This is a genomic window from Archaeoglobus veneficus SNP6, from assembly GCF_000194625.1.
GTDB classification, from domain to species: domain Archaea; phylum Halobacteriota; class Archaeoglobi; order Archaeoglobales; family Archaeoglobaceae; genus Archaeoglobus_C; species Archaeoglobus_C veneficus.
The window spans coordinates 207,023-230,611 of sequence record NC_015320.1; the positions used below are offsets into that span (position 1 = coordinate 207,023).

The following is a 23,589-nucleotide window of genomic DNA, read 5'->3' on the forward strand; positions in this document are numbered from 1 at the left end:
TGATAATTAAATTAATTGTATGAAACTGAAGGTGAAAATAATTCCGATAAAGCTCGAGCACTCTTCGATAATAATGAATCCGGATGATGCTGCTGAACTCGGCCTCATAGTCGGAGACAGGCTCAAGGTAACCTATGGCAGGAGGTACTGTATTGCAGACGTACAGATCGCTACTGGGCTGATAGAGAAGGGTGAACTTGGTGTTTGCACGACCGTCGGTCCGTGTGAGGTGGAGCTGCCTGAAGGCGCTGAGGTTGAAGTAACTCCTGTTGCTAAGCCAAGCTCGGTCGATTACATACGGAAAAAGCTGGAGGGGGAGAAACTCAGCAAAGAGGAACTTTATGCGATTATCCGGGACATAGTTGTGAACATGCTCAACGAAGTGGAACTTTCAGCCTTCGTCATGGCAAACTACCTGCGGGACGTCGATTTAGACGAAGTGGAGTGGATGACGAGGGCGATGATAGACACTGGCGAGACGCTAACGTTTGAGAAGGGTATAGTCGTTGATAAACATAGCGTTGGTGGTGTGCCGGGAGACAAGACTTCTCTGCTCGTGGTTCCGATAATAGCAGCAGGCGGATTATTAATTCCCAAGACTGCAAGCAGAGCAATCACTTCTGCGAGCGGTACTGCCGACACAATGGAGGTGCTTGCAAACGTCAGCCTCAGCGTTGACGAGATAAAGGAGATCACCGAGAGAGTTGGCGGAGTGATCGCGTGGGGTGGTGCAACAAATATAGCCCCTGCGGACGACAAGATAATCAGGGTTGAATATCCCCTCGCCATAATTCCAAAGCCCCATCTTCTTTCGAGTGTTATGGCGAAGAAAGGGGCCCTCGGTGCAAAACATGTGGTAATCGACATACCTGTGGGAGAAGGCTCGAGAATCGCAACATCAGAGGATGGCAGGGGGCTCGCCAACGATTTTTCAGAGCTTGGAAGAAGACTCGGCCTAAACGTTTCGTGCGTCTTAACCTACGGCAGCCAGCCAGTTGGAAGAGCTATTGGCCCCGCTCTGGAAGCCAGAGAAGCTTTATCAGCCCTTGAAAGTGCAAAAGGGCCAAAAACTTTAATCGAAAAATCCATAGGAATTGCTGGAGTGCTTTTTGAAATGGCTGGGAAGGCTACAAGGGGCGCAGACTACGCTAGGCAGATTCTCGAATCTGGAAAAGCTCTTGAGAAGTTCAGGGAAATAATTGAGGCGCAAGGCGGAAATCCTGACGTGAAGTCTGACGACATCGCTGTTGGAGACAGAACGTACACAGTTACATCGAATATCGATGGGGCAATATCCAGACTGGACAACGTTATGATCAAAAAAGTTGCAAGGGCTGCTGGAGCTCCGAAGGATAAGGGGGCAGGTATTATGCTGCACAAGAAGGGTGGCCAGCACGTGAAGGTTGGAGACCCCCTGTTTACAATTTACGCTGAGAAGGAGTGGAAGCTCGACAGGGCAGTAGAGCTTGCGATGCGCGAACCTCCCGTGGTTGTATCGGGGATGATTCTTGAAAGGTGGCCATCCTATAAGATTATATAACCTAATTTATATATAAATATGTATGCAAAGATTTTTGAGACAACTCACAACTGCGGACTATGGAACTCGTATACTTTCTACCTCCAATTCTTGGGGCGTTCATAGGCTATATAACGAACGTCATCGCAGTAGAGTTGCTCTTCCATCCAAAAAAGCCTGTCAGCATTTTTGGATTTAAAATTCAGGGCCTTGTTCCTGCGAGGAGCAGAGAGATAGTGGAGAGGATGATGGACTCCCTCTCCGAAATCCTCACTCAGGACGACTTTGAGTTCATGATCGACAGGGCAATCGTAAGAGCGTACATCGAGAGCGACCTCGCAAAGAGGATTGATGAGATTTTTGACAAGTATCCGCTCTCTTTCATCAGAGATATTGCAGAACGCTCAGGACTTGTGGCAAGGATGTCTTTAGCAATCTCCGACTCTATTGCGGGAGTGCTGAAGGATGCTGTTGCAAAGAATATTGCAAAGAATATTGATTTGCGTGAGTTCGTGATCAAAAAGGCACAGGAGGTAAGCGACGAGGAGATAGAGAAAATATTCAAGAAATTTGCGAAAAAGGAGCTCAGATTTATAGAGCTCTCTGGAGCGGTGCTCGGCTTTGTAATAGGATGCATGCAGTCTCTGGTTATTTACCCATACCTCACGTAAACTCTATAATTTCCCCAGTCTTCTCGTACGCTCTTATTCCCGGCAATCTTTTCTCTAATTCTTTTTTGAACTCCTCTGACCTGAGAGTATCGAGAAATCGTTTGACGACATCCTTCTCGAATCTCTCCTTCCTTATCACGAAATCGTACTCCTCCCCTCTCACAGGAATAAAATCAAGGCCATATCGCTCCGCTACGCTTCTTATCCCCAGGCCAACGTCAGCTTTCCCCATCAAAACCGCTACAGCAACGGCGGTATGAGACTTCGCTTCGATTGTGTAACCATCTATCTTCGCAGTTACATCTTCGAGTTTGACTCCCCTCTGTTCAGCAATCTTCTTGAGATGCATGTCGAGGAGTATCCTTGTCCCCGAACCCTGATTTCTGTTTATGAACGTTACATCATCCCGTAACAGATCATCAAAGCCTTTGATGTCTTTGGGGTTCCCCCTCGCAACTATGAAACCCTGATCCCTCATGTATCCCTTCACGAGAACGACGCCTCTGAGTCCGTATCTCTTTATGTAGGGGGCGTTGTACTCTCCCGTTTCTGCATCAAGCAGATGAACTCCGGCGATGTCAGCCTCTCCCCTTCTTATCGCCGCTAAACCGCCGGAAGAACCAACATTTATGACCTTCGAAGTGAACGGTTTGCCCTTTCGCATGAGCTCCAGCAGGACATCGATTCCAACGCAGTGGCTGCCTATAATAATGAGGTCTGCCGGCTTCAGCGTGGAGAACAGCTTAACTTCAACCTCTTCACCCTCTTCAACAAATGCTCTGCTTTCGGGGATTTCTATGAAGCCGTCTGCTTCACCAAGCTTTGAAATCGCAGCGGAGTAGTTGCCAGTGACTGGATAAGCGGTATAGCCTTCGCCTTTGACTATGTTTACAGGCAGGAACTCCCTCCTACCTAAAGCGGAGAAAACCCTGCTGCTGAGCTTTGCTTTCAGCCTGCTATCCTCTTTGCTTACTCCAGCCATTCTTCTTATCAGAGGGGCGACGAATATTTCGAAAATCATGAAGGCTGATGTTGGATAGCCCGGCAAACCAAATACGGGCTTGTTGTTGGCTATGGCTATAACTGTGGGCTTCCCCGGCTTCACAGCAACGCCATGGACGAGTACTTCACCAAGATTGTCGAGGATGCGGTAAATCATGTCCCCTATGCCTGTTGACGTTCCGCCCGAGGTTAAAACAATGTCCGCAGTTTTGAGCCCATCCTCTATCATTTTTCTGATTTCCTCTTCGTTATCCCTTGCGATGCCCAGATAAACAGCTTTCCCACCATTTTCCTCTATGGCAGCGCACAGCATTGCGGAATTTATGTCGTATATCTTCCCGTATTCGAGCTCTCCGCCATCAATGAGCTCGTTTCCTGTAGAGATAACTGCAACGACGGGCTTTGAGTAAACTTTAACGCTGGTAATTCCGACGGCGGCAAGCGTTCCGATCTCTCTTGCAGTGAGCCTTGTATCCTTTCTGACAAGCAATTCTCCAGCCATTATGTCGCTTCCCGCAGCAATGACGTTCTCTCCCGGGGCTACCGGCCTGAATACGAGAACATCTCCGTTTTCTGCAGAAGTGTACTCAACCATCACGACTGCATTGCTTCCTTTGGGCATCGCCGCCCCAGTGGAGATCTCTACTGCTTCGCCTTTGTTAACTTCAACTTCTGGTTTGTCTCCTGCCTCTATTCTGCCCACAACCTTCAGCCTTATGGGTTTATCCTCTTCAGCTCCAAAGGTATCCTCAGCTCTAACCGCATAGCCATCCATCGCAGCCCTGTCGAATGGAGGAATGTCGATGGGAGCATAAACGTCTTCGGCTATAATTCTGCCATACGAGCTTCTCAGGGAAACTTCTTCGACCTTCCTCTCTATTTTAAGGCTTTCTTCAAGCTTTTGTTTCGCCTCTTCAATTGAGACGAGGCTTCTAAATATTCTGCGCATTTAGACACCTCGTGAGCGGGCGGATAAGCAGGACTTCAACTTCTTCACCTTCCTCAACACCCTCTTTCTCTTCTGGAATGATAACAAAACCGTGGGCTCTTACGAGGGACGACAAAATGCCGGAGCCAGATGTTCTCACCGGCTCCGCAATATAACCGTCTTTGCTTTCCCTCAGGATTACCCTCGTGAAGGTTCTCATGCCAGAGCTTGAGGGGATGCGCTTTGCCGTGATCGCCCTTGCTTTCTCCCATTTCCGCCTTATTGTCTCGAATCCCATCATGTGTTCGAGAATACGGGGAACGAATGTGTAGAAGGCTATCAGGGTTGCGACAGGGAAGCCTGGAAGCATAATGACCGGCTTGCCATCTGCTATGGCAAGGGCTGTTGGCATCCCTGGCTTTATCGCAACGCCGTGCACAACAACTTTCCCAAGCTTTTCAACGACAGCTGGAAGCAAGTCTTTTTTGCCTACAGAAGTTGCACCGCTGGCTATTACCATGTCCGCTTTATTAAGTGCAGTTTTAATTGTTCTCTCAAGCTCTTCTTCGTTGTCCCTGGATATTCCCATGTCAACAACTTCACATCCAAGCTCTTTCAAAGCAGCAATCAGTGCGTATCTGTTGGAATCGATGGTTTTTCCTGCTTCCTCATCCCCATCACCTGGCTCAACAAGCTCGTTTCCCGTCGACATTACAGCAACGACGGGTTTGTAAACCTCAACGCTTTTCATACCGAGGGCTGCAAGCATGCCGATGTCTTGCGGTTGTAGAACAGTTTTTTTCCTTAAGACGACCTCTCCAGCTTTTACGTCTTCCCCTCTCAGCGATACGTTCTCTCCGGGGGTCACAGCTTTGTATATCTCCACTGAATCGCCCACTCTGTTTGTGTATTCTATCATGACGACTGCATTGCTGCCTTCGGGCATCATTGCTCCGGTAGCGATTCTCACAGCCTGTCCCTTTTGCACCTCAACACCCGGTTTTTCTCCTATCTCTATCTCTCCCACGATATCGAGGAGGATGGGATTTTCAGGCGATGCGCCGAAGGTATCTTCGGCTCTAACAGCATATCCATCCATCGCAGCCCTGTCGAATGGGGGGATGTCTCTGCTCGCGATAATGTCTCGGGTGAGAACTCTGTTAATGGCTCCTGATAGCGGCACTTCTTCACATCTCGTAACTGGCTTTACGTGTGGCAGGAACAGCTTTAGTGCTGTTTCAGCATCAATACGCTCTTTGAGCATTATGAATGCCTGTATATAACGGGATATAAGTTTTTGTCTTGGTGTTTTCTGGTCTTTTTGCCGCCTGTGCTATTGATGAAATTCTTGCGTTACGGCTAATATATGCCGTCTCCTGCAACGATGTATCCCGAAGCAGAAATCCAGCAATGATGTTCACCTGACAGGGAAACGTAGATGTAATCTCTGTATTCGTTGAAGCTCCAGCCGTAAGCCCACCAGGAATTGGTACCCTCCAGCCTGATGGTAATTTCTACGGTTGTGCTCGGAGTGGCGTTGTAGTTCGCATAGATAACTGTTTCATAGCTGTAGCATTTATCGCAGTTGCTGCACGAGGGAATACACTCAACTTCCACCAACCCGTATTTCGGAAGCAAAAGAGGCTCGTTGCCAATGGGGTCTTTTGTATTGATTTCTCTGCTTGATTTAGCTGAAATCTTAAGCATGTTTTCGTGGTATGGTACATTTTCAACCTTTGGCGACTCTTTGCCCGGTTCTACAGGTATAGGTCTGAACTCGGGCGGATAGCGGGGATGAATTTCATCAGCCCTTATTTTGAGCATTTTTCCGTATTCGGTGTCAACGATCTCAAATGACCAGTTTTCTGGATTGTAAACGTTTCCGGCGGATAGTTCGTCGGCGATTTCTCCTGCTGGAAGTGGCAGGAATAGTGTAACGTTGAATAGTGTTTTATTTGTGCCTATGTGTATTTCATAGGTGTACCCGCTTCTAAAAGTTTCCTCCTTAAGCTGGTAGGTTTGATATACGAAATATGCTGTTAAAGCCAAAAACAAGATCAGGACTGCTGCAAGACCAAATCCGATGAACTTCAGCACCTTTCCCATTATTTGCTCACCTTTTTATGACCTATGGATTGGACTGAATAGAATTCTCGATTTTCTACGTGACTTTGCACAATATAAGAGTAATAAGTAATCGGTCTCTCGTTCATATACTAACCTCTTCTGAAGCCTCGTTCAGGACAACATAAAACGAATAGTATATGAATTATTTTAATGTAGCCTATAGCAATGGTCAACCTGAAAACAGGCATAGCCGTGCTAATAATTTCGTCGGTTGTAGCAGCAACAATTGCTGCTCTGGTTGTATTCTTCAGCAGAGTTTCGCCAAACAAAATTCTGCCCGCTGCAGTGATCCTGATTTTGTTCAGCGTAGCCGTGTTTGGAGCAGAAATTTACAGGCAGAAGAGAAAACTCGAAAGGCTGGACAAGGGAAGAAAGCTCGCTGAAGTTAGGTACAGGTTAATAAGGGATGCCAGCCGGGATTTGAGGTACGCGGAATACTTTTTCATAGGAACTTTTGCCTTTGCATTTCTGCTGTACCTCATAGCGAAACTTAACCCGGTCATGTATGCCAGTTTGTTCTTTATCTTCGCCCTTAACCTGATCACATTCTTCAAAGAGCGCAAGTACGGGATATACGAGAGGGGAATAGTGTATGGATTGAGGTTTATCGAGTGGAGAGATGTTGCGGGCTACGAAGTAGAGGATGACTACATTGAGATTGAGGTTAGGGGAACTCCTGCGATAAAAATAAGAATAAGGGACGAGGGTGGCGTGATACGGAACGTTCTGAAAAAATTTAGCTGTTAAATTCTGATCATCTGCCCCCTTTCCAGTCTTTTCAGCTTTTCACGTTCTTTCCTTGCGAATACGACTACTGCAACGTCCACAGCAAGGGCTAAGGCAAGCAAACGCCATTCTCCGAGCATATAGATGTACAGACCCATGAGGGTGACGAACAACGCCATACTACAAACCACGGCGATGGCGAGGTAGTTGAACGTTGTGTACCTCTTAATGTTACTCTCAAGTTCTACAGTAAATTCTCCGGAACGGGCGAAGTGTATGGTGTGGCCGACTACTAGCAGAAGGAGCAGGAGGTACGGATACTTCCAGTCCACACACCTGAGAATACCAGCGGAATCGATATGTCCGAGTATGAGTTCTCCCTTGGACACATCCCTCCAGAGTATAGCCGTAATGAAAAATGCTGTAAGTAGGAAAATCCTGACGTACTCATTTCTTCCCAATTTGGCTCTGATTTTCACCGCTGCGTTGCAGTTCGGACACACGAATAGGGCTCCGTATTTGTGCTGGCCACGTATTTTCCACCACCACGGCAATCTCATCCCACATCTCGGACATCTTATCTCCATTGTGTCACCTGATGATTGTTACACTCTGACAACGTGTAAAGTATATAAATTTTATTTTTTTTAGATTATATACTCTGCCACGCATTTTCTCTGGAATGTGTGCATAATTGCTCGAACAGATAAAAATCAAACTTCCTGTCATTGTAATGCTCTCAATCTTTCGTACGTGCATTTTCAGGTGCTCCTCAGCTTCTGGTGGCAGAGTAATGATGCTGTTGTCCATTATAAGGTAAATTCTATTCTCATCGCTAATGTATCCTTTGAGCAACTTCCATCTGTTAATATTCCGGCATCAGTACAGACAGGCATATGTGAGAACCACAATAGCAAACAAAAGAACAAGACAGTCAGATCTGGACAGCCTCCTGCTAAAACACTCCGCCTTACCGCTGAAACCCCTCGAGTAAAGCGTTTCCGCGATGGCAACACTCCTCAGAACAGCAATGGATGCCATGGTCTTCAGCAGCTTTGCATAAATTGTGATTTTTCTCTCCCCACTCAACTTCATCGCCTCCATTGCTTGCTTCAAATCTCTGACGTACACACGAAACATCCTAACTGCCAGCGAGATAAGAAAGGCGAACCTGTAAGGCACCCTGAAGTAAACAAGGGCGCAGCTCAGCTCAGCAGGAGGAATGGCAGCAAGCACACTGCCAAGGGCCACGAGGGATGCAAAACCAAAAGTCGTGGTTGCTGCATGCGTGGCATCACCCCTCAGAAGAAAGCTCGAGAGTGCGAAGAAGGCCAGAAAAGGTGAGGCGACGATTACTGCCCTCAGAGCCCTTAATCCTGCATACATGCAGGCGATGGCTATTATGAGCAGCGAAACCTCTATCCTGAAGGACGAGATGTAGAGAGCAAGGGTTAAAGCGAGTGTACACGCTATTGCAATCCTTGCATCCCCTACTCTCAACCCTTCAGGAGAGAGAATCCTCTCCGTCTCTTGCAACATCTTCAGCAAAGCTCAATCACCCCGTCGCACATCGACGCAAGCTTCAAGTCGTGGGTGGCTATAATCACCGTTTTGTCTGTTTTTCTTGCAATCCTCAAAAGCCTGCTACGAAACTCGTAATCCTGGCCTGCTGTAGGCTCATCCAGCAGCACAACATCGCCAGCGAAAGCTTTAGCTATGGAAACCCTCTTCGCCTCCCCACCACTAAGGGCGTGCGGATGTCTGTTTGAAAGGTGGGTAAGGCCGAAGAGTCTCAACATCTCTGGACTGACCTCTCTCTCCACACTCTTCGCTGAAAAGTGGTAGTTGGGGTACTGGAAGGCCATCGAAACTTTCCCTTTTACTTTTACCTTACCCTCGATGGGTTTCAGGATTCCGGCGATTGTTTTTAGCAACGTAGTTTTTCCAGAGCCGTTAGGACCGACTATGGCATGGATTTCCCCTCTTGCAACTTCAAGGGATACGCTGGTCAATGGCTCGTCGTATCCTATCGTCAGCTCTGCCTCAATGGCAACATCATCACTTGTGCTTCTTTCTTCTCCCTTGCTTCCATTGCCATCCGACACCTTTACGTCCGTCTCCAGCGTTTCATCTCCAAGCCAGAAGACTCTGTCAAACTGTTCACTCATTTCGAGCCGGTGCTCCGACGCTATTACCGTCCTGTCCGTCTTGGTAATCTTTCTGAGAAGTTTGAGTGCAGTTTCTGGATAAAGGTGGCTGAAGGGCTCATCCAGCACGATGCATTCAGCATCGCTTGCTATGGCGGTCGATATTACAACGAGCTGCTTCTCTCCTTCTGAAAGTTCTGAAGTGCACCTTTCGAGCAGGTGCTCTATGCCACAACGCTTTGCAGCCCATTCTGCAGCATTAACTGCATCTTTCCAGCTCCATCCCCTCTGAAGGAGCGGAAAGACTATTTCATCGATTACTCTGTCGCAAAGTATCTGCTCTTCCGGATGCTGGGACACGAAGAAAACCCGCTTAACTCCCGGCTTTTCCCCGTAAACTCGCACATCTCCATCGAGCCTACCACCGTAAAAGTTGGGTATCAGGCCGTTTAAAATTCTCAGCATTGTGGATTTCCCGCTGCCGGTTTTGCCTGCAACAAATACCTTTTCTCCATGCAAAGCATGGAAACTAACTTTATCGAGGGCTTTTCTACCGTTTGGGTACGTGTAGCTCACATTTTTGAGCTCTATCATATCTCGATACCCTTCTGCCTCATCAGGTCGAACACGTATGCAAACGCAAGAACAGCAAGCACGTGGTCAACGAAGAAATCCTGCGGGATGAATATAGCTACGGAGGCGAAGAATACAGTCCAGTATGGGCTTAGAGACAGGCCGAAGTATTCCACGACCGACTGACACCACTCACCAAGCACTCCGCCTGTAGCAAAGCTGTAGAACACGTAGAATCCCGCCAGATAGACGGGGATTGTTGCTATGCAGCTTCCGAGCCACAGGATGGAGAGTTCCGCCTTGCTGCCCTTCTTCCATACAGCTCTCCTTACAAGTCCGGTTATGAAGGCAGCAACAGGGAACATCCAGAGGTAACCTGCTGTGTATCCAAACAGAACTTCAAGCCCACTCCTGAAACCGCTGGCAACAGGCAGGCCGATGGCTATCATCGCCAAATATATGAGCTGAGCGAGCGCACCATAAACTGGGCCAAGGAGAAGCCCTGAAAGCACAATTCCGAAGTTCTGCATGGTATAGGGCACAGGTCCCAAGTTGAACTTGAGCTGGGCTGTGATTGCCGTTATTACAGCCATTGATGCAGCCAATACGAGCTTCAACGTTGAATTCTGACTTGTGTTAACCATGTTTTTATCGGGTTAACTATGGGGATTTAAAGTTGGCGGTTTGATAAGTTAATGCAGGCCTTGTAATTTAGGCTTTTTTCTTTAAAATTTTTCTCTTTAAAATATCCTCAACGCTCCAGGTGGTTACTGGAATATTTGTGTTTACTACTGGCAGTACTTCTCTAATGTCCATATTCTCTCCCATTCCACGTATTACGCTATTGTATAATTCTTGGTATTCATCCAAGAGTATGACTATGCACTCGCTGCTGCCCACAGTATTGAAACACAGTCCTTGGTGGGATTGACCACTGCCTATGACTATCGCCATATGGAGGCCGAGGGCGTACGGATCAATTATCGCCGAGTAGCCCTTTATCACACCGATGTTCTCCATTCGTTCTATGCGATATCGTACCGTGCTTTCTGGAAGACCGGTTTTAATGCTTATGTCTGTATACCCTGGCATCTTTTTACCATGGAGGTTTTGAAGTATTAGCAAGTCTTTCTTTGTTAGTTTTGTATTCTCCACGAGGGCCCGCATTCTTACTGTGATATATAATATTTTCGATTCTTTTTGATATTTGTTAATCTCTATCTTATTTTTTTGTTAAATTATTCAGTGGTGCTACTGAGCAAGCAAATAAAACTGAATTATTTTAATGATATGGCAAAATGTGAAGTGTTAAAAAATATTGCCGCAATGCGGTGCCATGGGGAAAAGTTGCGCTATCGAGGTTTTGGTATGTTTACTGCTGGCGGTTTTAGCATTGACACCTGCTGCAGGGTTAAGCATAGTGCCAGACAAACAGATAGTCACCCCTGGGGAAAAGTACAGTTTTACTGTAGAGGGAGCAGAAGGGGCAATTAAAGCGATAATAGTAAACAACGTCACAAAGACTAAAGTCGACTGGGAAGTTAATGTTGAGGGGAGCACAGTTACAGTCAGTGTGCCTGAGGATGCTAAGTTTGCCGAGTACATACTCAGAGTTGAGACATCGGGAAAGGTTGCTGAAGCGCACATCATCATCAAGCCACCCGTGGGTATAATGCTGGCAACTTTTGCGGTGCCAATATTTTTGAGCATCGGAATGCTGGGAGGAGGAATGTACGCATTTGTTAAGAAAAGAGGAATTGTGCGCTATGTTGGTGTTGGTGTAGCAGTATTTGGGATGTTGATCCTCTTCGGGGTGATAATGGCTATAGTTGCAGTCCAGATGGTGTAGTCGATGAAGCCGGTAACAGTATCAGGTGTGTCAAAGGCGTACGGGAAAAAGAAACTCATCTTAAAAAACATAGATTTTGATGTGGTTGAAGGCACGTGTGCCGGACTAATCGGTCCAAATGGTGCTGGTAAGACGACCCTGATTAAAATCGTTGCTGGACTCATACAACCAACATCTGGGGAGGTAAAAGTATTTGGCAAAAACCCGTTTGAAGATTCTGTCAAGTCCCGGATAGGCTATATGCCAGAGCGACCAGAGTTTTTCGAAGAAAAGACTGTAAAGTACCACTTGGAGTTCTTTGCCAGACTACGGGGAATTGAAGTCGATTGTGATGAAATTCTCTCTAAACTTGACCTCGATAGCTCTAAAAAAGCCCGAGAATTATCTAAGGGCATGCGTAAAAAGTTGTCTCTGGCTTTAGCTGTTCTCCACGATCCTGATTTGCTTATACTCGATGAACCCACCGCTGGATTGGATCCGCAGGCGACGGTTACTTTACATGAAATCGTCAGGGAGGCAGTAGAAAATGGTAAAACTGTTTTGCTGTCCACGCATAACTTGTACGAGGTTGATGATTTATGTGATCGGGTTATATTCATCAATAGAGGCAAACTGTACTTTAATGGGCCAATTCACGAACTTGCGACTTCTGCCGTTCTGCGACTTCAAACAAGCAATAATACAGCGGCAATAGAACTGCTAAGAAAGGCTGGAGTTGATGCACAGGTTACCGGTAAGTGGGTGGCAGTCAATAACAAGAGCGACATAGCTACAATTCTTGACATCCTTACAAGAAATGGCGTTGACGTGTTAAAAATGGAATCTCGCAAAAATCTTTACGAGGTTTTTGGGGACTTGAAGGAGGAGACGGGGTGAACATCGTAAATACGCTTATTACGATGGAAAAGCTGAAGGATGATGTGTTTAGTTTCAAATTGTTCTTTCTAATATGTTTAATTGGAACTTCGAGTTTGATTTCGTGGGGAATTTCAGAAACAGTTTTTATCCTTGCAAAAGATTCAACAGTTTTCGCCCTGATTTCAGCCCTTACATCAATTGTACTCTTCGCACCAATGGCTGGCATATTGCTTGGATCGGACACGTTTACGGGAAGTAGTAGAGAAATACTTCTTAGCTGCGTTTCAAGAAAAACTTACTTGTTGAGCAGGTGGGTGGCAGCTTATCTGTTGCTGGCAACTGGAATTGTTTTATCAATTGCGATTCCTGTGTTTATTTCATATATGCGATTTCATGGTGTTGAGTTTAATATAAATTTTCTGTTTGCAGTAGTATGTTTTCTCTTATTTTCACTCGTATTCGTCTCTGCATCTACTTGTTTTTCCGTACTGACAAACTCGACAATGGCATCCCTCATTCTCACTGGCATCTATACGACCATAGAAGCCGGAGTCGGGGTAATCGGGTATGTGTACCAGAATAAGCTCTTATACTACTTTTCCCCACATGCACTGGTTATAAAGGGTGTCCTTCCTGAACACGGTCAAATCGCAATGCAGTTAACTTCGATTGCAGTTCTGCTTTTTTATTCCATAGTATTTCTCTGGTTCGCCACGCACTATGGTGGGAGGAGGGACGTGTGATGCTTCATGGTGTGTCCCATGTGATATCTCGTACAGCAGTGGAAGGTATCGCTCTCTCAGCAGCACTTTTTCTCGTATCTTTTGTTATCGGGGCAGTGTCTGGAAATGCCAGAATATCTCCAACCAATATTCAACCCCCGCTGTATTACATCCTTGCCGTCAATTTGGGTCTGTGCCTTATAATGCTTCTTTCTGGGCTGCTTTTTGGCATACCGTCTTCCGCATTGCTTCTGTACAATGGCTACATGCTTGGAGCGAAGTTTAAATCTGCTTTAATCTTTTTGGGGTTGAATGAGACAGTTATGAGGATGTTTCCACACCTATTTACCGAAGTAATTGCGATTGTACTTGCTGCTTCAGTTGGAACTACCGTTATTATCGGTTTTGTGAAGAAGAAAGAGGTAAATAGTAAAGATTTAGTACCTATTGCTGTGCTGGCAGTTATTATGACGGTAACTTCGAGCTACATTGAAGTTTATGTGACTCATAATGCTGTAATTTTGAGTGAGGTGGTGCGATGACCGAGGATAAAATTAAGCTTGATCGGACTACTATAGTGGGGTTGTTGATTTTTGCTGTTGGTTTGCACATGTATGGGTGGTACGTTGTCCAGTTTGAACTTCTTTTATTACCTTTGAAGAGTGGAGTCGTGCTTGCTCATCTTTTAACGATTTGCGGAATTATCGCCATCATAACTTCACTAAAGCGGGCAGAAAGGAAAAAAGTATTGGCTGTGTTAGAATATACTGCTACCATTCTGTTTTGTTCATTTTTGGTTGTATCGCTATTGTTTCATATGAAATATGGAATTGTAAGTCCGGGAAGAGGAAATGCACTGACTATATTCGAGTATGATACTCCAATAAGGTTCTATGCAGCGGGGCTACTTATGCTTACCTTGTCACTGATGGTACTAACTAGACTAAATAAAATTATAGAATGAGAAATAACAAAAAATTAAAAATAATTCATGATATTATTCACAGCCACCAAATAAATTGAGCTGCGTACCAAAATGCTCTCCATTGCCAACTTAATCCAAGACCCACCAGTTTAAAAGCCTCCAATAAGACGTCCGCAGTTGCTGCAATAACATCTCCTCCTGCTTGGGCAATTTCCCCCTCACTAAGATCCCAGATAAAGTCTACTAATGCTGCTGCTATGGTCCATGCTGTCCCATATTCTCCGATAATTGTAAAAGACACCCACTTAAAAACATCCCAGAAACTAGGGAGCGTCCCATGGTCGCACCAGTAAGTAAATTCCATCATCGGCGCACCAATAGCTCCAAGCAACAACGCAACACACAGAATTGCTGTTGTAGTCGTCATCATTCTTTTATCGACGACAACGTACTCCACACCCTCACCTCCTTTTTTATCAGATAAAATCAACAAAAATTACAAAAGGAGTTTGAACCTGCATGTTTTGCCGGATGCAACGTTTTGAGTTGCGATTTCCGCAAATTAGAATGTTTTATATCGCAAATACAGGCGGGTAACTAATATGAATATAAACGAACGCATAAGGCCAATCGTTAAAAAGGAGTGGCTACTGTTCAGGAGGGAGGGAGCGGTTAAGTGGATTCTAATTGGACTCCTATTAACTTTGGGGCTTCAGGTTATTTATATCCTGAACGATGTGGAGACGAGTAAAGTCGTAGGAGCTTTTATGAGCATGCTTTTGGCATTTGGCTTCATCACTACCGCATCGCCGTTAATAGTAGCTGGAGAAAAAGAATCTGGAACCTTGGAAGTACTCCTGACTGAAGCAACCTCCAGAGAGGTTTTCTGGAGCAAGGTTCTCTTTGTTTCCATCATACCTCTGCTGATTACCACCATAAGCTTCATTATCGCACTGCTGACAATGGTATTTACCGGCATCTGGTTGGAGGCAATTGTCTTTTACGCATCTGTGTGCCTCACCATACTGACATTGGCTATTACAGGCGTTATTGCTTCGGCAAAGAGCAAGAGCATTATGGAAGCTTACCAGCTCTCACGTCAGACGTTTATTTTGCCAGCAATCCCTATGACCGCTGTAATGCTGGCAATGCTTAATGCTCCGAATCTGATAGCTATACCTTTCATCCTCCAAATCGCTTTGTTCGTGGGGATATACAAAATCGGTGTCAGGAAGTTTGAAGACGTAGAGAGGCTGGTGTATTCGTGATTGAGTTCGTTAACGTATGCAAGAAGTTCGGCAGAATAATGGCCCTGAACGAAGTTTCTCTGGATATTGGTAGAGGTATTACGGCAATCATAGGGCCAAACGGAGCTGGAAAAACGACTCTAATTCGCTTAATCCTTGGCCTCCTTAAGCCCACATCTGGCGAGCTATCGGTTATGGGCGTAAATCCAGCTACTGAAAGGGATAGGCTGATAGGTAGCATTGCTTATGTGCCTGAGAAAACAGCGGTGTACGAAAAAATGACTGCTCACGAATATCTCAGCTTTTTCGCAGCACTCAAAGGCTTGGATGTTGACGTGGAAGGAATTCTTGCAAGATATGGATTGATTGAAAGAGCTGACGACAGCATATCCACATTCTCTAAGGGCATGAAACGCCGATTGGAACTAGCCAGAGTACTTATGAGTGAGCCAGAAATACTTGTTCTCGATGAACCCTTCTCCGGAATAGACCCGGAGTCAAGGATTGAGATCCGGAAAATCATTCAAACTTCACGCAGCAAAATCGTTGTTATGTGTAGTCACGACCTGCATGAGGTTGAACAGATTGCTGATACTGTGGTGGTGTTGAGAAACGGAAACGTAGTCCTTCATGATAACATTGAAAGACTTCTAACCAGAATCGACAACATAAAGCTCACAATCCGCGGTGTTTTTGATGATGAGACTGGAAGAATACTTGGCAAATTTGGAGCTGAAATAATAGAGCTAAGAAAAGACCGCGTAACACTAATAGTTAACGACCGAACTCTCATGCCAGCATTGATTCGAGAATTATCAAGCAACTATGAACTATTCGAGATCGCCTCCGACACAAATCTTGAGAAAATTTTTATAGATATGATCAAGTTAGATTGTTGAACTTTAAGTAGCATTCGCTTTTTCTTCAAAAATATGGTGAGCATTTTGCTAATTTCGTGAAATAGAAACACTCACATTGTAAAAGTTATTCGCACCGCTATGAGGTACATGGCTACGGCCTTGATAATATTAACAGGTGCTGTGATATTAGTGGGTTGCTCTGATAGTCGCGAAGTTCAGGAGGATACTGGTATAAACGTTTCTCAAGTCACGCTACCCCCGACAATTTCCTACAATCAAGCAATTCAGGTGTGTAACTTAACGAATTTAACCCACATCACTCTTAAAAACTACGATGGCAGGTGGGAATGGAGTTTAACTTTTGCCGAAAATGGGTTAATATATCACTGTAGAATTGATGCAAAAAGCGGTAAGGTTATAAGTACTGAAGGTATGAATCTGCCAAACCTGCCGAACATACAGCCCCCCACCCCGATTCCACTCAAAAAAATCAAGATTGACGAACATGCTGCCTTTAAAGCCGCTATTAAAAACGAAGAAGTTGTAAAATGGCTTACCCTCCATAAGAATGCAAGCATAGATAGAATATCTCTGGAAAGCTCTCCTAAGGTAACGTTGTGGAGAATTGCTTGGGCTGATGAAAGCAGTTTTGCCGTTTTGATGGTAGCCGTTAACGCAACAAGTGGAGAGCTAATAAGCGTTCGTGGGGCGTCTTTTGGGGGATTGAAATGATAGAAACAGAAAATCTGACAAAACTATATGGTAATTTCAGGGCTCTTGATAACCTAAATCTTTACATTGAAGAAAATGAAATATTTGGATTTCTCGGGCCGAATGGTGCTGGAAAGACGACTACAATCAATCTGTTAATGGGTATGTTGCAACCGACATCGGGAAAAATCAGAATCAGTGGAATTGATGTACTTAGAAACCCCCTTGAGGTGAAGAAAATATGTGGATATCTGCCAGAGAACGTTGGCTTTTACGATAATCTCACTGCAAAGCAAAATCTTCTGTACTTCTCAGAATTTTATAAAATAGCGAAGGGTGAAGCCGTGAAGAGAGTTGACGAATTACTTGAGCGTGTTGGCTTAAACTATGCAGCCGACAAAAAAGTGGGTGAGTTTTCGAAGGGCATGAAGCAGCGTTTGGGTATGGCTCAGGCGTTGTTGAACGATCCCGATGTTATTTTTCTCGACGAACCAACTTCTGGCTTAGATCCGAAAGGCGCTGCGGATTTTAGAAAACTAATAAGAGAGCTTGCAGGAGAAGGGAAGACGATTTTCTTTTCCTCCCACATACTATCGGAAGTAAAGGAGATATGCGATACGATTGGCATCATATTGAGGGGTAAACTCATTGTCAGGGGGAAATTGAAAGAGTTGGTAAAAGGGAAGGTGAAGGTTCTTATTGAAACGCAACCGGCTTTAAATGAATCTCTCGTTAAACATCTTGCCTCGAAAATTGAATTGAATGGTTCAAAAGTAATTCTTGAAACTGAGGAAGACTGCAGGGCTGAACTCTCTAAAATTCTATGCGAAAATGGCTATTTGATAAAGGAATTACGCCTCATGGAACCGGGTCTCGAAGAAATTTATCTCAAGGTGATAGAGGAGGGCGAATTATGAATGTGCTGGTTGTAGCAAAAAAGGAATTTATTGACCAAATAACAAGCAAGCGATTCTTGACATTACTCCTTGCCATCGTTCTTATTACAGGTTTCTCGATGTATAGTGGAGCCAAGAGTTTTAAGGAGAGAGCTGAGGCGTTTTACGCTGGACAAATTGAGGAGAAACCTTCGGTAATTTCGATTTTCAGTATGATGGGGTCACTGGGTATATCCTCGTTCGGAGGTTTTCTTGGCCTAATTATGGGCTTTGATTTAATAACAAAAGAAAAAGAGAAAAACACTCTTAAAACTTTGCTTTCACATCCGATTTACAGGGATTCGATAATAAATGGTAAGGCGCTGGGAGCTTTTGCAGCCTTGAGCCTTGCAGTAGCTTTAACACTTGGTATGGCTCTTGGAATCATTGTCATGTTTGGTATACTGCCTTCATTTAACGATTTGATTAATATAGCAAAATTTGGATGTGTGACACTGGCGTATCTTTTCACATTTTTCTCGATAGCGCTCTTCACATCCACAATAGCAAAGGATTCCGGATCGTCACTGCTCATGGCATTTGGGATATTTATACTACTTACGGCTATAGTTCCTCTTCTGGGCCTCTTTCTTTCTGAGGCACTTGCTGGGGAAGCTCCTCCGATGCCAGTCTCTGACGGGAAAATAGATCAGAGCATCATGGAAGAGTACCAGCAGAAATTCCAGGAATACTGGGAAAGGAGAATGGCTATAATGGACTTCTTTACAGTTCTTTCCCCCTCTGCCAATTACCAGAAGCTCGTTTCGTCACTCGATGAAAGAGATCTCTTTGGAAGCAGAGATGTAACCAAAAATGTTATCAGTTTCGTTGCCCTTCCGGTTATACTCTTTGTTTTGAGCTATTTAAGGTTTCTGAGGATGGAAATATGAGGTTTATCGTATTTGCTGTTGTCATTGCATTTATACTTACAGGTTCAGTTGAAAGCGGTGTAAAAGGAGTTTCTGCAGTCCCGGGAGAGACCTTAACTTTTACAATAACTGTGACCAACGACTTCGGCAGCCCTGTAACATATTCTCTATCGTATTCAGCTCCTGATGGCTTTGCTGGCAGCTTCATTTTTGATGGTGAGGAAGTCACATACCTCAGACTGAATGCAAATGAAAGCAAGACTATCCAATTTCAGCTTGAAGTACCGAAAACAGCAAAGGAGGGAACGTATCTGGTCTGGATAAATGCGGGGGGCAGTTTTTCTTTTAGAATTGATATTAAGATGCCAGAAGACCCTCTGGAAATAATTCCCTCGATTACTGGTATCAGAGTTGAGGCGGGGGACAAGGTGTCCTTACCAATAACTCTTAAAAATAAAATTAATGCTCAGCTTGAAGTAGATCTTTTATGCGTATCTCCGAAAAACTGGAGTTACAGATTTTTAGATGGAAAAAACGAAGTGTATCGGATAATTATGGAGCCAAATGAGAAAAAGGACATAGTACTTGAGATTGAAACAGATAGTGAAGCCGCGGTTGGTGAATACACTGTTAAACCTTGTTTTAATAAGCAATTTGTTAAAATCTCAGTCTATATAACTAAGACACACCGGGGAGAACTCGGTAAGATAAAGTTAAAACTACTGGGAAAGGACGGAAGAGCTGTTGATTTCGCCAGAATAAGAGCGGCGGGAGAAGTTGAGGAAACGGTATTCTCTTCTTCAGAGGGAGAGGGACTTATAGAACTTCCTCAAGGTAAGTACAATATCGAAATTGTAAAGGATGGTTTTTACAAAAAAGAGATAAAAGACGTTGAAGTCAGAGCAGGTAAAACAACAGATATAGGAATTATTCTCCTTGAAAAGAAACCATATTATGCCGACATCATAGTAACAAACCCTAAAGTGAGTTTTACACTTGGTAAAGGGAATCCTCTCTTTAAGTTCAGAATAGAAAACAAAGGTTACAGGGATGATAGTTATAAGCTCAGCGTCTTGGGATTGCCTGAGAGATTCTATTATAGATTTAAAGAAACGCCAGATTCTACAGAGGGTATATCTGAAGTGTTTATTAGAAGTGGCGAATCAAGGGACGTGTACTTGGAAATAGTTGTCCCGTACAATGCGAAGGTTGGCAGTTACAATATAACGTTGTACGTAAATGGTTTTTGTGGAACTATAAGCAGAAATCTGACTTTAAGCCTGAAAGGAGAGTATGTACTGAAGGTAGAACCGTTTGGTGGCAGGTATTTAATAACCACCGAACCTGGAAAGGTATCTGAATTCAAGCTGATCATCACAAATTCTGGCAAAGGGGCAGCAATAACGAACGTCAAGATAGATGTGAGAGCTCCAGCTGGCTGGGATGTTTTCATTGAGCCCAAGGAAATACCTGCCATACAACCAGGAGAAAGTATGGTTACGATGTTGAGGGTAGTGGTTCCAGCAGACACAATACCAAGCGAATATAAACTTGAAGTACACGTTAAAAGCGACCAGAGTGCCGTACAGGAAGATTTAAGAGTTGTTGTAAAGGAAAAAAGCTATTCGCTAATTTTAGGGGGTATGATTATTCTCGTCTCTATCGTCAGTTTGGTCCTGATTTTTAGAAAGTTTGGGAGAAAATAGGGTTTACCACAAGTATGTTGCGATAGCATGTATTTGTCTTTAATCTGACTGACTTACCGTCATAATAGCATAGCAAGCAGTGGCTATTAGTTGTGTATTTCAAAAAAGAGTGGGAAAAAACTGAAAAAGGGATAAGTACGCCACACCTTCCCGAGATAGTATGAAGAAAGTCCTGTTCGTCTGCGTCCAGAACACGTGCAGAAGCGTGATGGCCGAGAGCATATTCAACAGCCTGGCGAAGGAATGGAAAGCCGAATCTGCAGGAGTTGAAAAGGCAGACCGGCTTGATGATACTGCTATTGAAGTTATATGGAAGTTCGGCTATAGTGTCGATAAGGAAAGGCCAAGGGGGCTGGACGAAGTCAATATTGAGGAATACGACTTTGTTGTTACGGTTTGCAGTGAGAGCTGCGCTGCAATTCCGCATAAGAACGTTGAAAGGTGGAATATTGAGGATCCGAAAGGGAAGGATATTGTGATTTACGAGAGGGTTTTTTCAGAGATTGAAAAGAGGGTAAAGGAGTTGCTGGATAGGATTGAGGATTGAAAATCAATCGCTAACATCCGAATCACTCAAAACCACTATCCCGGCTCTTCTCAGCATTGCAGCGGTAACTATTGTGATTTAAAAAATTTTGGGATATTTTCAACGGCTTGGTAAGGAATGGAGAACTAGATCTAGGGTTGGAAGGGATAGACAGACTTAATGATATTGAGAAGGAGCAAGATTGTTAAGAATTCAACTCGTTCCATCAAATGGAACGCTCATTTATAAGCTGTTCTGGATCGTTCCACTTTACTTACTTATGTTGTTTCAGCATAAAAATAATACAAAAACACAGGAGGTGAAAAATGAAGAAGGCATGGATAGTGGGCCTATTTTTGATAGCCATCTTGCTAGTGGCGGGAGTGGCTATGGCCTCAACTATGGCGAACTCCGACAACTCCGTTGCAGAAATACAAACGCTCAGTGGTTCAATGATATACCAGAACAATGAACATAGAGACGAAGTGATAAAAAAATCGCTTGAAATTGCTGGAGATGGTTGGAAGTGTATTGGGATGTACACAGTAGACACAAACACTATGGATATGCTAGTTATTCTCAAAAAGGATGATAAAATAAAGTACGTTGAAGTCTACAAACAGGAGAAAGGGCTTGTTGCAAGGGAGGTTATACCGAGGGTAATTGAGAAGAAAGTTAGTAAAGATGTAATATATAACAAAGATAAAGTATCAAAAGAGGAGCCAGCTAAGATATTTAAAGAATATGGAAAAGTTGTAGCCGAAGTTCAGCTTTTGGCAGCATCTCCTGTAGTAGTCGAAGCTTGGTCAAGTATTGAAGCAAAGAATGCCTTAGGCATAACACTTTGGAACCTAACAGCTAAGGGCTACTTCCACGTGTATCCCGGTGATAGCGTTTTCTATGTGGCAGACGATTCCAGTGCGTATGCAAATGGGTATTTGGGCTGGTATATAGAGTACTTTGACAGCGACGCTACGTGGACATCTACTGCTGGAAGGGTAGATGCAAGAGCAGGCTTTGATAACAGCCTACCTTGGGTAGATGGTGTAGATGCTTGGGCTTGGGTACAGGTTGATAAGTACCTGCAAATGACAAAAGATGCAGGTTACACTTAACAGTTACACTTAAGTCAGAAAATTTTTTATAATTTTTTATGTTGTAGCTAACTTGGGGGAGAGTAATGAGAATAGAGATTACAAAAGAGTGTGTTCTCATCGCAATTGCAGCTTATCTTCTGGGTTTAATGATGGATAACTCATTTAAAGGTTTAATGGACTTTTATTCTTTCTTTTGGTTTTTGGAGTTGTAAAAGACTTTGTAGACGGATTGTTTGATAAACAGAGCAAAAATAAACCCAATCCAACCTCGGGACAAACAGACAAATCGCAAGCTTCGGTACTCCTCAAAACCTTAAAAGAAAATGAAAGAAAGATAGTTGAGGCTCTGATAAACTATGGCGAGATGACGCAAGCAGAACTTGCAGTAAGGACAGGTATACCCAAATCAACTCTTTCGAGAATATTACAGGATTTGGAGACACGGGGGATAATTATTAGATATAATAGCGGTATGACAAAGACTGTGAAATTACGCGGATACTGAGATTAAACGTCTTTAAACATCCAGATCACTCAAAACCACTATCCCAGCCCTTCTCAACATCGCTGCAGTCACACCCCATCCTTCCTTTGTTCTGCCGGAAAAACTACCGTCGTAAATTCTGCCAGCTCCACAGGATGGACTGAAGGACTTCAGAACGGCAACCTTCGCCTTAACAATTCTGGCAATCCTGAATGTTTCTTCGGCTCCTCGAATAAAAAGCTCCGTTACGTCCTCTCCGTCCTCCGTAAAAACCCTCGCTCTTCCATCAACTACGTCGAAACCATCCCCATCTTTTATCTCGCACTTCTTTCTCGGAGTTGGAAAACCTGCCAATTGTTCGGGGCACACGGGGATGAGATTAAGTTTATTTCCTTCCAAAAACCTGAAAACTCGCTCGTTTAAAGCAGAATTGCCATCGTATCTGCAGTTTAAGCCGAGAAGGCACGCGCTCACGATTGCGTTACTTCTCTGCTCGTCTCCCGAGCAGGAAGTAGTGGTATCTGTAGACATCTTTTCGCTCGACATCGAACCACTTCCCGAGCATTTCAACCATCTTCTCTTCGTTAATCCTTTCGCTGACAGGAGGGCCGAAGGGAGCATCTTCTTTCCAGTCTATAACCGCTACGACGCTACTTATCTTCGACGCCCACTCCAAGTACTCTTCTATCTTTTCCATTTCGTGGAGGACGTTTGCAAACAGAACGAAGTCCGCTTTAAGTTCTGGAGGCCTTTCCGTAACTATAACACCGATGTTCGTTACTCCCATATCATGGGCCTTTTTATGCAGATATTCTGCCATCTCCATGCTTATCTCGATTGCGTAAACTTTCCTGAAAATTCCGGCGAGAGGGATTGTGAAGTGTCCCGTTCCTGCCCCGACGTCAACGGCAACGTCTCTCCTTATTTCAATCCCGGAAATAACCTCGATAAATGGCTCAACAGGCAGGATCTTTCTATATTCCTCAGATTCGAGGAGATGCTTCTTCGCTGGGTCGAAGGGCACGATTACACCTCGTTTTGGCCGGAAGGGAGATTGTCAGTCTATAGCCTATGAAGCTCACTTTGGTGCAACCCTCTAAAAATGGA

The 23,589-nt window shown here is 44.4% G+C and carries 28 protein-coding genes; 17 read left to right on the forward strand and 11 right to left on the reverse strand.

All coding sequences use genetic code 11. From position 1 onward, the window contains the following. The first annotated feature begins 19 nt into the window (after window positions 1-19). Together ARCVE_RS01185 and ARCVE_RS01190 are read left to right on the forward strand one after the other, a co-directional pair. A complete protein-coding gene (locus ARCVE_RS01185) occupies window positions 20-1,540 on the forward strand; it encodes an AMP phosphorylase (protein WP_013682953.1) in 1,521 nt (506 codons plus the stop codon). A gap of 59 nt (window positions 1,541-1,599) precedes the next feature. Then, window positions 1,600-2,190 carry a DUF445 domain-containing protein gene (locus ARCVE_RS01190; RefSeq protein WP_013682954.1) on the forward strand — a complete coding sequence of 197 codons (591 nt, stop codon included), beginning with the start codon at window positions 1,600-1,602 and terminating at the stop codon, window positions 2,188-2,190. Here the strand turns inward: ARCVE_RS01190 and ARCVE_RS01195 are convergent. The 3 genes from ARCVE_RS01195 to ARCVE_RS01205 form a co-directional block, all read right to left on the reverse strand. Beyond that, the gene (locus tag ARCVE_RS01195; RefSeq protein ID WP_013682955.1) at window positions 2,183-4,141 is read right to left on the reverse strand and encodes a molybdopterin biosynthesis protein; all 1,959 of its coding nucleotides are present in this window, start codon (window positions 4,139-4,141) and stop codon (window positions 2,183-2,185) included. The two genes, ARCVE_RS01190 and ARCVE_RS01195, sit on opposite strands and share 8 nt — an antisense overlap. After that, the gene (locus ARCVE_RS01200; protein WP_013682956.1) at window positions 4,125-5,384 is read right to left on the reverse strand and encodes a molybdopterin molybdotransferase MoeA; all 1,260 of its coding nucleotides are present in this window, start codon (window positions 5,382-5,384) and stop codon (window positions 4,125-4,127) included. Before ARCVE_RS01200 ends, ARCVE_RS01195 begins: the two co-directional genes overlap by 17 nt. A gap of 95 nt (window positions 5,385-5,479) precedes the next feature. Further along, window positions 5,480-6,226: a hypothetical protein gene (locus ARCVE_RS01205; protein ID WP_013682957.1), complete on the reverse strand. Its 747-nt coding sequence runs from the start codon at window positions 6,224-6,226 to the stop codon at window positions 5,480-5,482. 186 nt (window positions 6,227-6,412) lie between these two features. On the opposite strand from ARCVE_RS01205, the gene ARCVE_RS01210 reads away from it, so the two are divergent. Beyond that, a complete protein-coding gene (locus tag ARCVE_RS01210; protein WP_013682958.1) occupies window positions 6,413-6,994 on the forward strand; it encodes a hypothetical protein in 582 nt (193 codons plus the stop codon). Here ARCVE_RS01210 and ARCVE_RS01215 read toward each other — a convergent pair. The 5 genes from ARCVE_RS01215 to ARCVE_RS01235 form a co-directional block, all read right to left on the reverse strand. After that, window positions 6,991-7,560, reverse strand: a complete 570-nt coding sequence (locus ARCVE_RS01215) for a hypothetical protein (protein WP_013682959.1) — start codon at window positions 7,558-7,560, stop codon at window positions 6,991-6,993. The genes ARCVE_RS01210 and ARCVE_RS01215 overlap by 4 nt on opposite strands. Before the next feature lie 292 nt (window positions 7,561-7,852). Beyond that, entirely contained in the window at window positions 7,853-8,512 is a 660-nt protein-coding gene (locus ARCVE_RS01220) for an energy-coupling factor transporter transmembrane component T (RefSeq protein ID WP_048085442.1), read from the reverse strand. Between the two features lie 2 nt (window positions 8,513-8,514). Continuing rightward, on the reverse strand, window positions 8,515-9,714 hold the full coding sequence (locus ARCVE_RS01225; protein WP_013682961.1) for an ABC transporter ATP-binding protein: 1,200 nt from the start codon (window positions 9,712-9,714) through the stop codon (window positions 8,515-8,517). Then, a complete protein-coding gene (locus tag ARCVE_RS01230; protein ID WP_013682962.1) occupies window positions 9,711-10,337 on the reverse strand; it encodes a biotin transporter BioY in 627 nt (208 codons plus the stop codon). The genes ARCVE_RS01225 and ARCVE_RS01230 overlap by 4 nt, the downstream gene beginning before the upstream one ends. 67 nt (window positions 10,338-10,404) lie before the next feature. Continuing rightward, complete coding sequence (locus ARCVE_RS01235) at window positions 10,405-10,860, reverse strand: winged helix-turn-helix transcriptional regulator (RefSeq protein ID WP_013682963.1); 456 nt, start codon at window positions 10,858-10,860, stop codon at window positions 10,405-10,407. Between the two features lie 169 nt (window positions 10,861-11,029). Between ARCVE_RS01235 and ARCVE_RS01240 the strand changes: the two genes are divergently transcribed. The 5 genes from ARCVE_RS01240 to ARCVE_RS01260 are packed head-to-tail and all read left to right on the forward strand — an operon-like array spanning window position 11,030 to window position 14,086. Then, on the forward strand, window positions 11,030-11,542 hold the full coding sequence (locus ARCVE_RS01240; RefSeq protein WP_013682964.1) for a hypothetical protein: 513 nt from the start codon (window positions 11,030-11,032) through the stop codon (window positions 11,540-11,542). A 3-nt stretch (window positions 11,543-11,545) separates the two neighbouring features. Next, a complete protein-coding gene (locus tag ARCVE_RS01245; protein ID WP_013682965.1) occupies window positions 11,546-12,418 on the forward strand; it encodes an ABC transporter ATP-binding protein in 873 nt (290 codons plus the stop codon). Further along, window positions 12,415-13,143: an ABC transporter permease gene (locus tag ARCVE_RS01250; protein WP_013682966.1), complete on the forward strand. Its 729-nt coding sequence runs from the start codon at window positions 12,415-12,417 to the stop codon at window positions 13,141-13,143. The genes ARCVE_RS01245 and ARCVE_RS01250 overlap by 4 nt, the downstream gene beginning before the upstream one ends. Beyond that, window positions 13,143-13,664 carry a stage II sporulation protein M gene (locus ARCVE_RS01255; RefSeq protein ID WP_013682967.1) on the forward strand — a complete coding sequence of 174 codons (522 nt, stop codon included), beginning with the start codon at window positions 13,143-13,145 and terminating at the stop codon, window positions 13,662-13,664. The genes ARCVE_RS01250 and ARCVE_RS01255 overlap by 1 nt, the downstream gene beginning before the upstream one ends. Next, window positions 13,661-14,086 (forward strand): hypothetical protein, encoded by a 426-nt coding sequence (locus ARCVE_RS01260; protein WP_013682968.1) that lies wholly within the window; start codon window positions 13,661-13,663, stop codon window positions 14,084-14,086. The genes ARCVE_RS01255 and ARCVE_RS01260 overlap by 4 nt, the downstream gene beginning before the upstream one ends. Before the next feature lie 37 nt (window positions 14,087-14,123). Here the strand turns inward: ARCVE_RS01260 and ARCVE_RS01265 are convergent, their stop codons facing one another. Then, window positions 14,124-14,504, reverse strand: coding sequence for a hypothetical protein (locus tag ARCVE_RS01265; RefSeq protein WP_048085456.1), 381 nt, complete (start codon window positions 14,502-14,504; stop codon window positions 14,124-14,126). A 145-nt stretch (window positions 14,505-14,649) separates the two neighbouring features. On the opposite strand from ARCVE_RS01265, the gene ARCVE_RS01270 reads away from it, so the two are divergent. From ARCVE_RS01270 to ARCVE_RS01310, 9 genes are all read left to right on the forward strand, one after another. Beyond that, window positions 14,650-15,315: an ABC transporter permease subunit gene (locus tag ARCVE_RS01270; RefSeq protein ID WP_013682969.1), complete on the forward strand. Its 666-nt coding sequence runs from the start codon at window positions 14,650-14,652 to the stop codon at window positions 15,313-15,315. Then, window positions 15,312-16,193, forward strand: coding sequence for an ABC transporter ATP-binding protein (locus ARCVE_RS01275; protein WP_013682970.1), 882 nt, complete (start codon window positions 15,312-15,314; stop codon window positions 16,191-16,193). Before ARCVE_RS01270 ends, ARCVE_RS01275 begins: the two co-directional genes overlap by 4 nt. Before the next feature lie 99 nt (window positions 16,194-16,292). Then, a complete protein-coding gene (locus ARCVE_RS01280) occupies window positions 16,293-16,886 on the forward strand; it encodes a PepSY domain-containing protein (RefSeq protein ID WP_013682971.1) in 594 nt (197 codons plus the stop codon). After that, a complete protein-coding gene (locus tag ARCVE_RS01285) occupies window positions 16,883-17,782 on the forward strand; it encodes an ABC transporter ATP-binding protein (RefSeq protein WP_013682972.1) in 900 nt (299 codons plus the stop codon). The genes ARCVE_RS01280 and ARCVE_RS01285 overlap by 4 nt, the downstream gene beginning before the upstream one ends. Further along, window positions 17,779-18,690 (forward strand): ABC transporter permease subunit, encoded by a 912-nt coding sequence (locus tag ARCVE_RS01290; RefSeq protein ID WP_013682973.1) that lies wholly within the window; start codon window positions 17,779-17,781, stop codon window positions 18,688-18,690. The genes ARCVE_RS01285 and ARCVE_RS01290 overlap by 4 nt, the downstream gene beginning before the upstream one ends. Continuing rightward, the gene (locus tag ARCVE_RS01295) at window positions 18,687-20,375 is read left to right on the forward strand and encodes an NEW3 domain-containing protein (RefSeq protein WP_013682974.1); all 1,689 of its coding nucleotides are present in this window, start codon (window positions 18,687-18,689) and stop codon (window positions 20,373-20,375) included. Before ARCVE_RS01290 ends, ARCVE_RS01295 begins: the two co-directional genes overlap by 4 nt. Before the next feature lie 160 nt (window positions 20,376-20,535). Continuing rightward, a complete protein-coding gene (locus tag ARCVE_RS01300; protein WP_013682975.1) occupies window positions 20,536-20,922 on the forward strand; it encodes an arsenate-mycothiol transferase ArsC in 387 nt (128 codons plus the stop codon). A gap of 305 nt (window positions 20,923-21,227) precedes the next feature. Then, window positions 21,228-22,016, forward strand: coding sequence for a hypothetical protein (locus ARCVE_RS01305; RefSeq protein ID WP_013682976.1), 789 nt, complete (start codon window positions 21,228-21,230; stop codon window positions 22,014-22,016). A gap of 175 nt (window positions 22,017-22,191) precedes the next feature. Beyond that, entirely contained in the window at window positions 22,192-22,503 is a 312-nt protein-coding gene (locus ARCVE_RS01310; protein WP_052302944.1) for a helix-turn-helix transcriptional regulator, read from the forward strand. A 12-nt stretch (window positions 22,504-22,515) separates the two neighbouring features. On the opposite strand, the gene ARCVE_RS01315 is transcribed toward ARCVE_RS01310, so the two are convergent. Both ARCVE_RS01315 and ARCVE_RS01320 read right to left on the reverse strand, forming a co-directional pair. Next, window positions 22,516-23,013, reverse strand: a complete 498-nt coding sequence (locus ARCVE_RS01315) for a DUF523 domain-containing protein (RefSeq protein ID WP_013682977.1) — start codon at window positions 23,011-23,013, stop codon at window positions 22,516-22,518. Continuing rightward, the gene (locus ARCVE_RS01320) at window positions 22,964-23,506 is read right to left on the reverse strand and encodes a class I SAM-dependent methyltransferase (RefSeq protein ID WP_013682978.1); all 543 of its coding nucleotides are present in this window, start codon (window positions 23,504-23,506) and stop codon (window positions 22,964-22,966) included. Before ARCVE_RS01320 ends, ARCVE_RS01315 begins: the two co-directional genes overlap by 50 nt. Between the last annotated feature and the right edge of the window lie 83 nt (window positions 23,507-23,589).

Coding starts and splice junctions, on each gene's coding strand:
- ARCVE_RS01205 (WP_013682957.1), bottom strand. CDS start 6,226: ATGGGAAAGGTGCTGAAGTTCATCGGATTTGGTCTTGCAGCAGTCCTG.
- ARCVE_RS01220 (WP_048085442.1), bottom strand. CDS start 8,512: ATGTTGCAAGAGACGGAGAGGATTCTCTCTCCTGAAGGGTTGAGAGTA.
- ARCVE_RS01270 (WP_013682969.1), top strand. CDS start 14,650: ATGAATATAAACGAACGCATAAGGCCAATCGTTAAAAAGGAGTGGCTA.
- ARCVE_RS01305 (WP_013682976.1), top strand. CDS start 21,228: ATGAAGAAGGCATGGATAGTGGGCCTATTTTTGATAGCCATCTTGCTA.
- ARCVE_RS01315 (WP_013682977.1), bottom strand. CDS start 23,013: ATGTCTACAGATACCACTACTTCCTGCTCGGGAGACGAGCAGAGAAGT.
- ARCVE_RS01235 (WP_013682963.1), bottom strand. CDS start 10,860: ATGCGGGCCCTCGTGGAGAATACAAAACTAACAAAGAAAGACTTGCTA.
- ARCVE_RS01190 (WP_013682954.1), top strand. CDS start 1,600: ATGGAACTCGTATACTTTCTACCTCCAATTCTTGGGGCGTTCATAGGC.
- ARCVE_RS01300 (WP_013682975.1), top strand. CDS start 20,536: ATGAAGAAAGTCCTGTTCGTCTGCGTCCAGAACACGTGCAGAAGCGTG.
- ARCVE_RS01245 (WP_013682965.1), top strand. CDS start 11,546: ATGAAGCCGGTAACAGTATCAGGTGTGTCAAAGGCGTACGGGAAAAAG.
- ARCVE_RS01285 (WP_013682972.1), top strand. CDS start 16,883: ATGATAGAAACAGAAAATCTGACAAAACTATATGGTAATTTCAGGGCT.
- ARCVE_RS01230 (WP_013682962.1), bottom strand. CDS start 10,337: ATGGTTAACACAAGTCAGAATTCAACGTTGAAGCTCGTATTGGCTGCA.
- ARCVE_RS01280 (WP_013682971.1), top strand. CDS start 16,293: ATGAGGTACATGGCTACGGCCTTGATAATATTAACAGGTGCTGTGATA.
- ARCVE_RS01195 (WP_013682955.1), bottom strand. CDS start 4,141: ATGCGCAGAATATTTAGAAGCCTCGTCTCAATTGAAGAGGCGAAACAA.
- ARCVE_RS01295 (WP_013682974.1), top strand. CDS start 18,687: ATGAGGTTTATCGTATTTGCTGTTGTCATTGCATTTATACTTACAGGT.
- ARCVE_RS01200 (WP_013682956.1), bottom strand. CDS start 5,384: ATGCTCAAAGAGCGTATTGATGCTGAAACAGCACTAAAGCTGTTCCTG.
- ARCVE_RS01225 (WP_013682961.1), bottom strand. CDS start 9,714: ATGATAGAGCTCAAAAATGTGAGCTACACGTACCCAAACGGTAGAAAA.
- ARCVE_RS01240 (WP_013682964.1), top strand. CDS start 11,030: ATGGGGAAAAGTTGCGCTATCGAGGTTTTGGTATGTTTACTGCTGGCG.
- ARCVE_RS01185 (WP_013682953.1), top strand. CDS start 20: ATGAAACTGAAGGTGAAAATAATTCCGATAAAGCTCGAGCACTCTTCG.
- ARCVE_RS01210 (WP_013682958.1), top strand. CDS start 6,413: ATGGTCAACCTGAAAACAGGCATAGCCGTGCTAATAATTTCGTCGGTT.
- ARCVE_RS01255 (WP_013682967.1), top strand. CDS start 13,143: ATGCTTCATGGTGTGTCCCATGTGATATCTCGTACAGCAGTGGAAGGT.
- ARCVE_RS01215 (WP_013682959.1), bottom strand. CDS start 7,560: ATGGAGATAAGATGTCCGAGATGTGGGATGAGATTGCCGTGGTGGTGG.
- ARCVE_RS01290 (WP_013682973.1), top strand. CDS start 17,779: ATGAATGTGCTGGTTGTAGCAAAAAAGGAATTTATTGACCAAATAACA.
- ARCVE_RS01260 (WP_013682968.1), top strand. CDS start 13,661: ATGACCGAGGATAAAATTAAGCTTGATCGGACTACTATAGTGGGGTTG.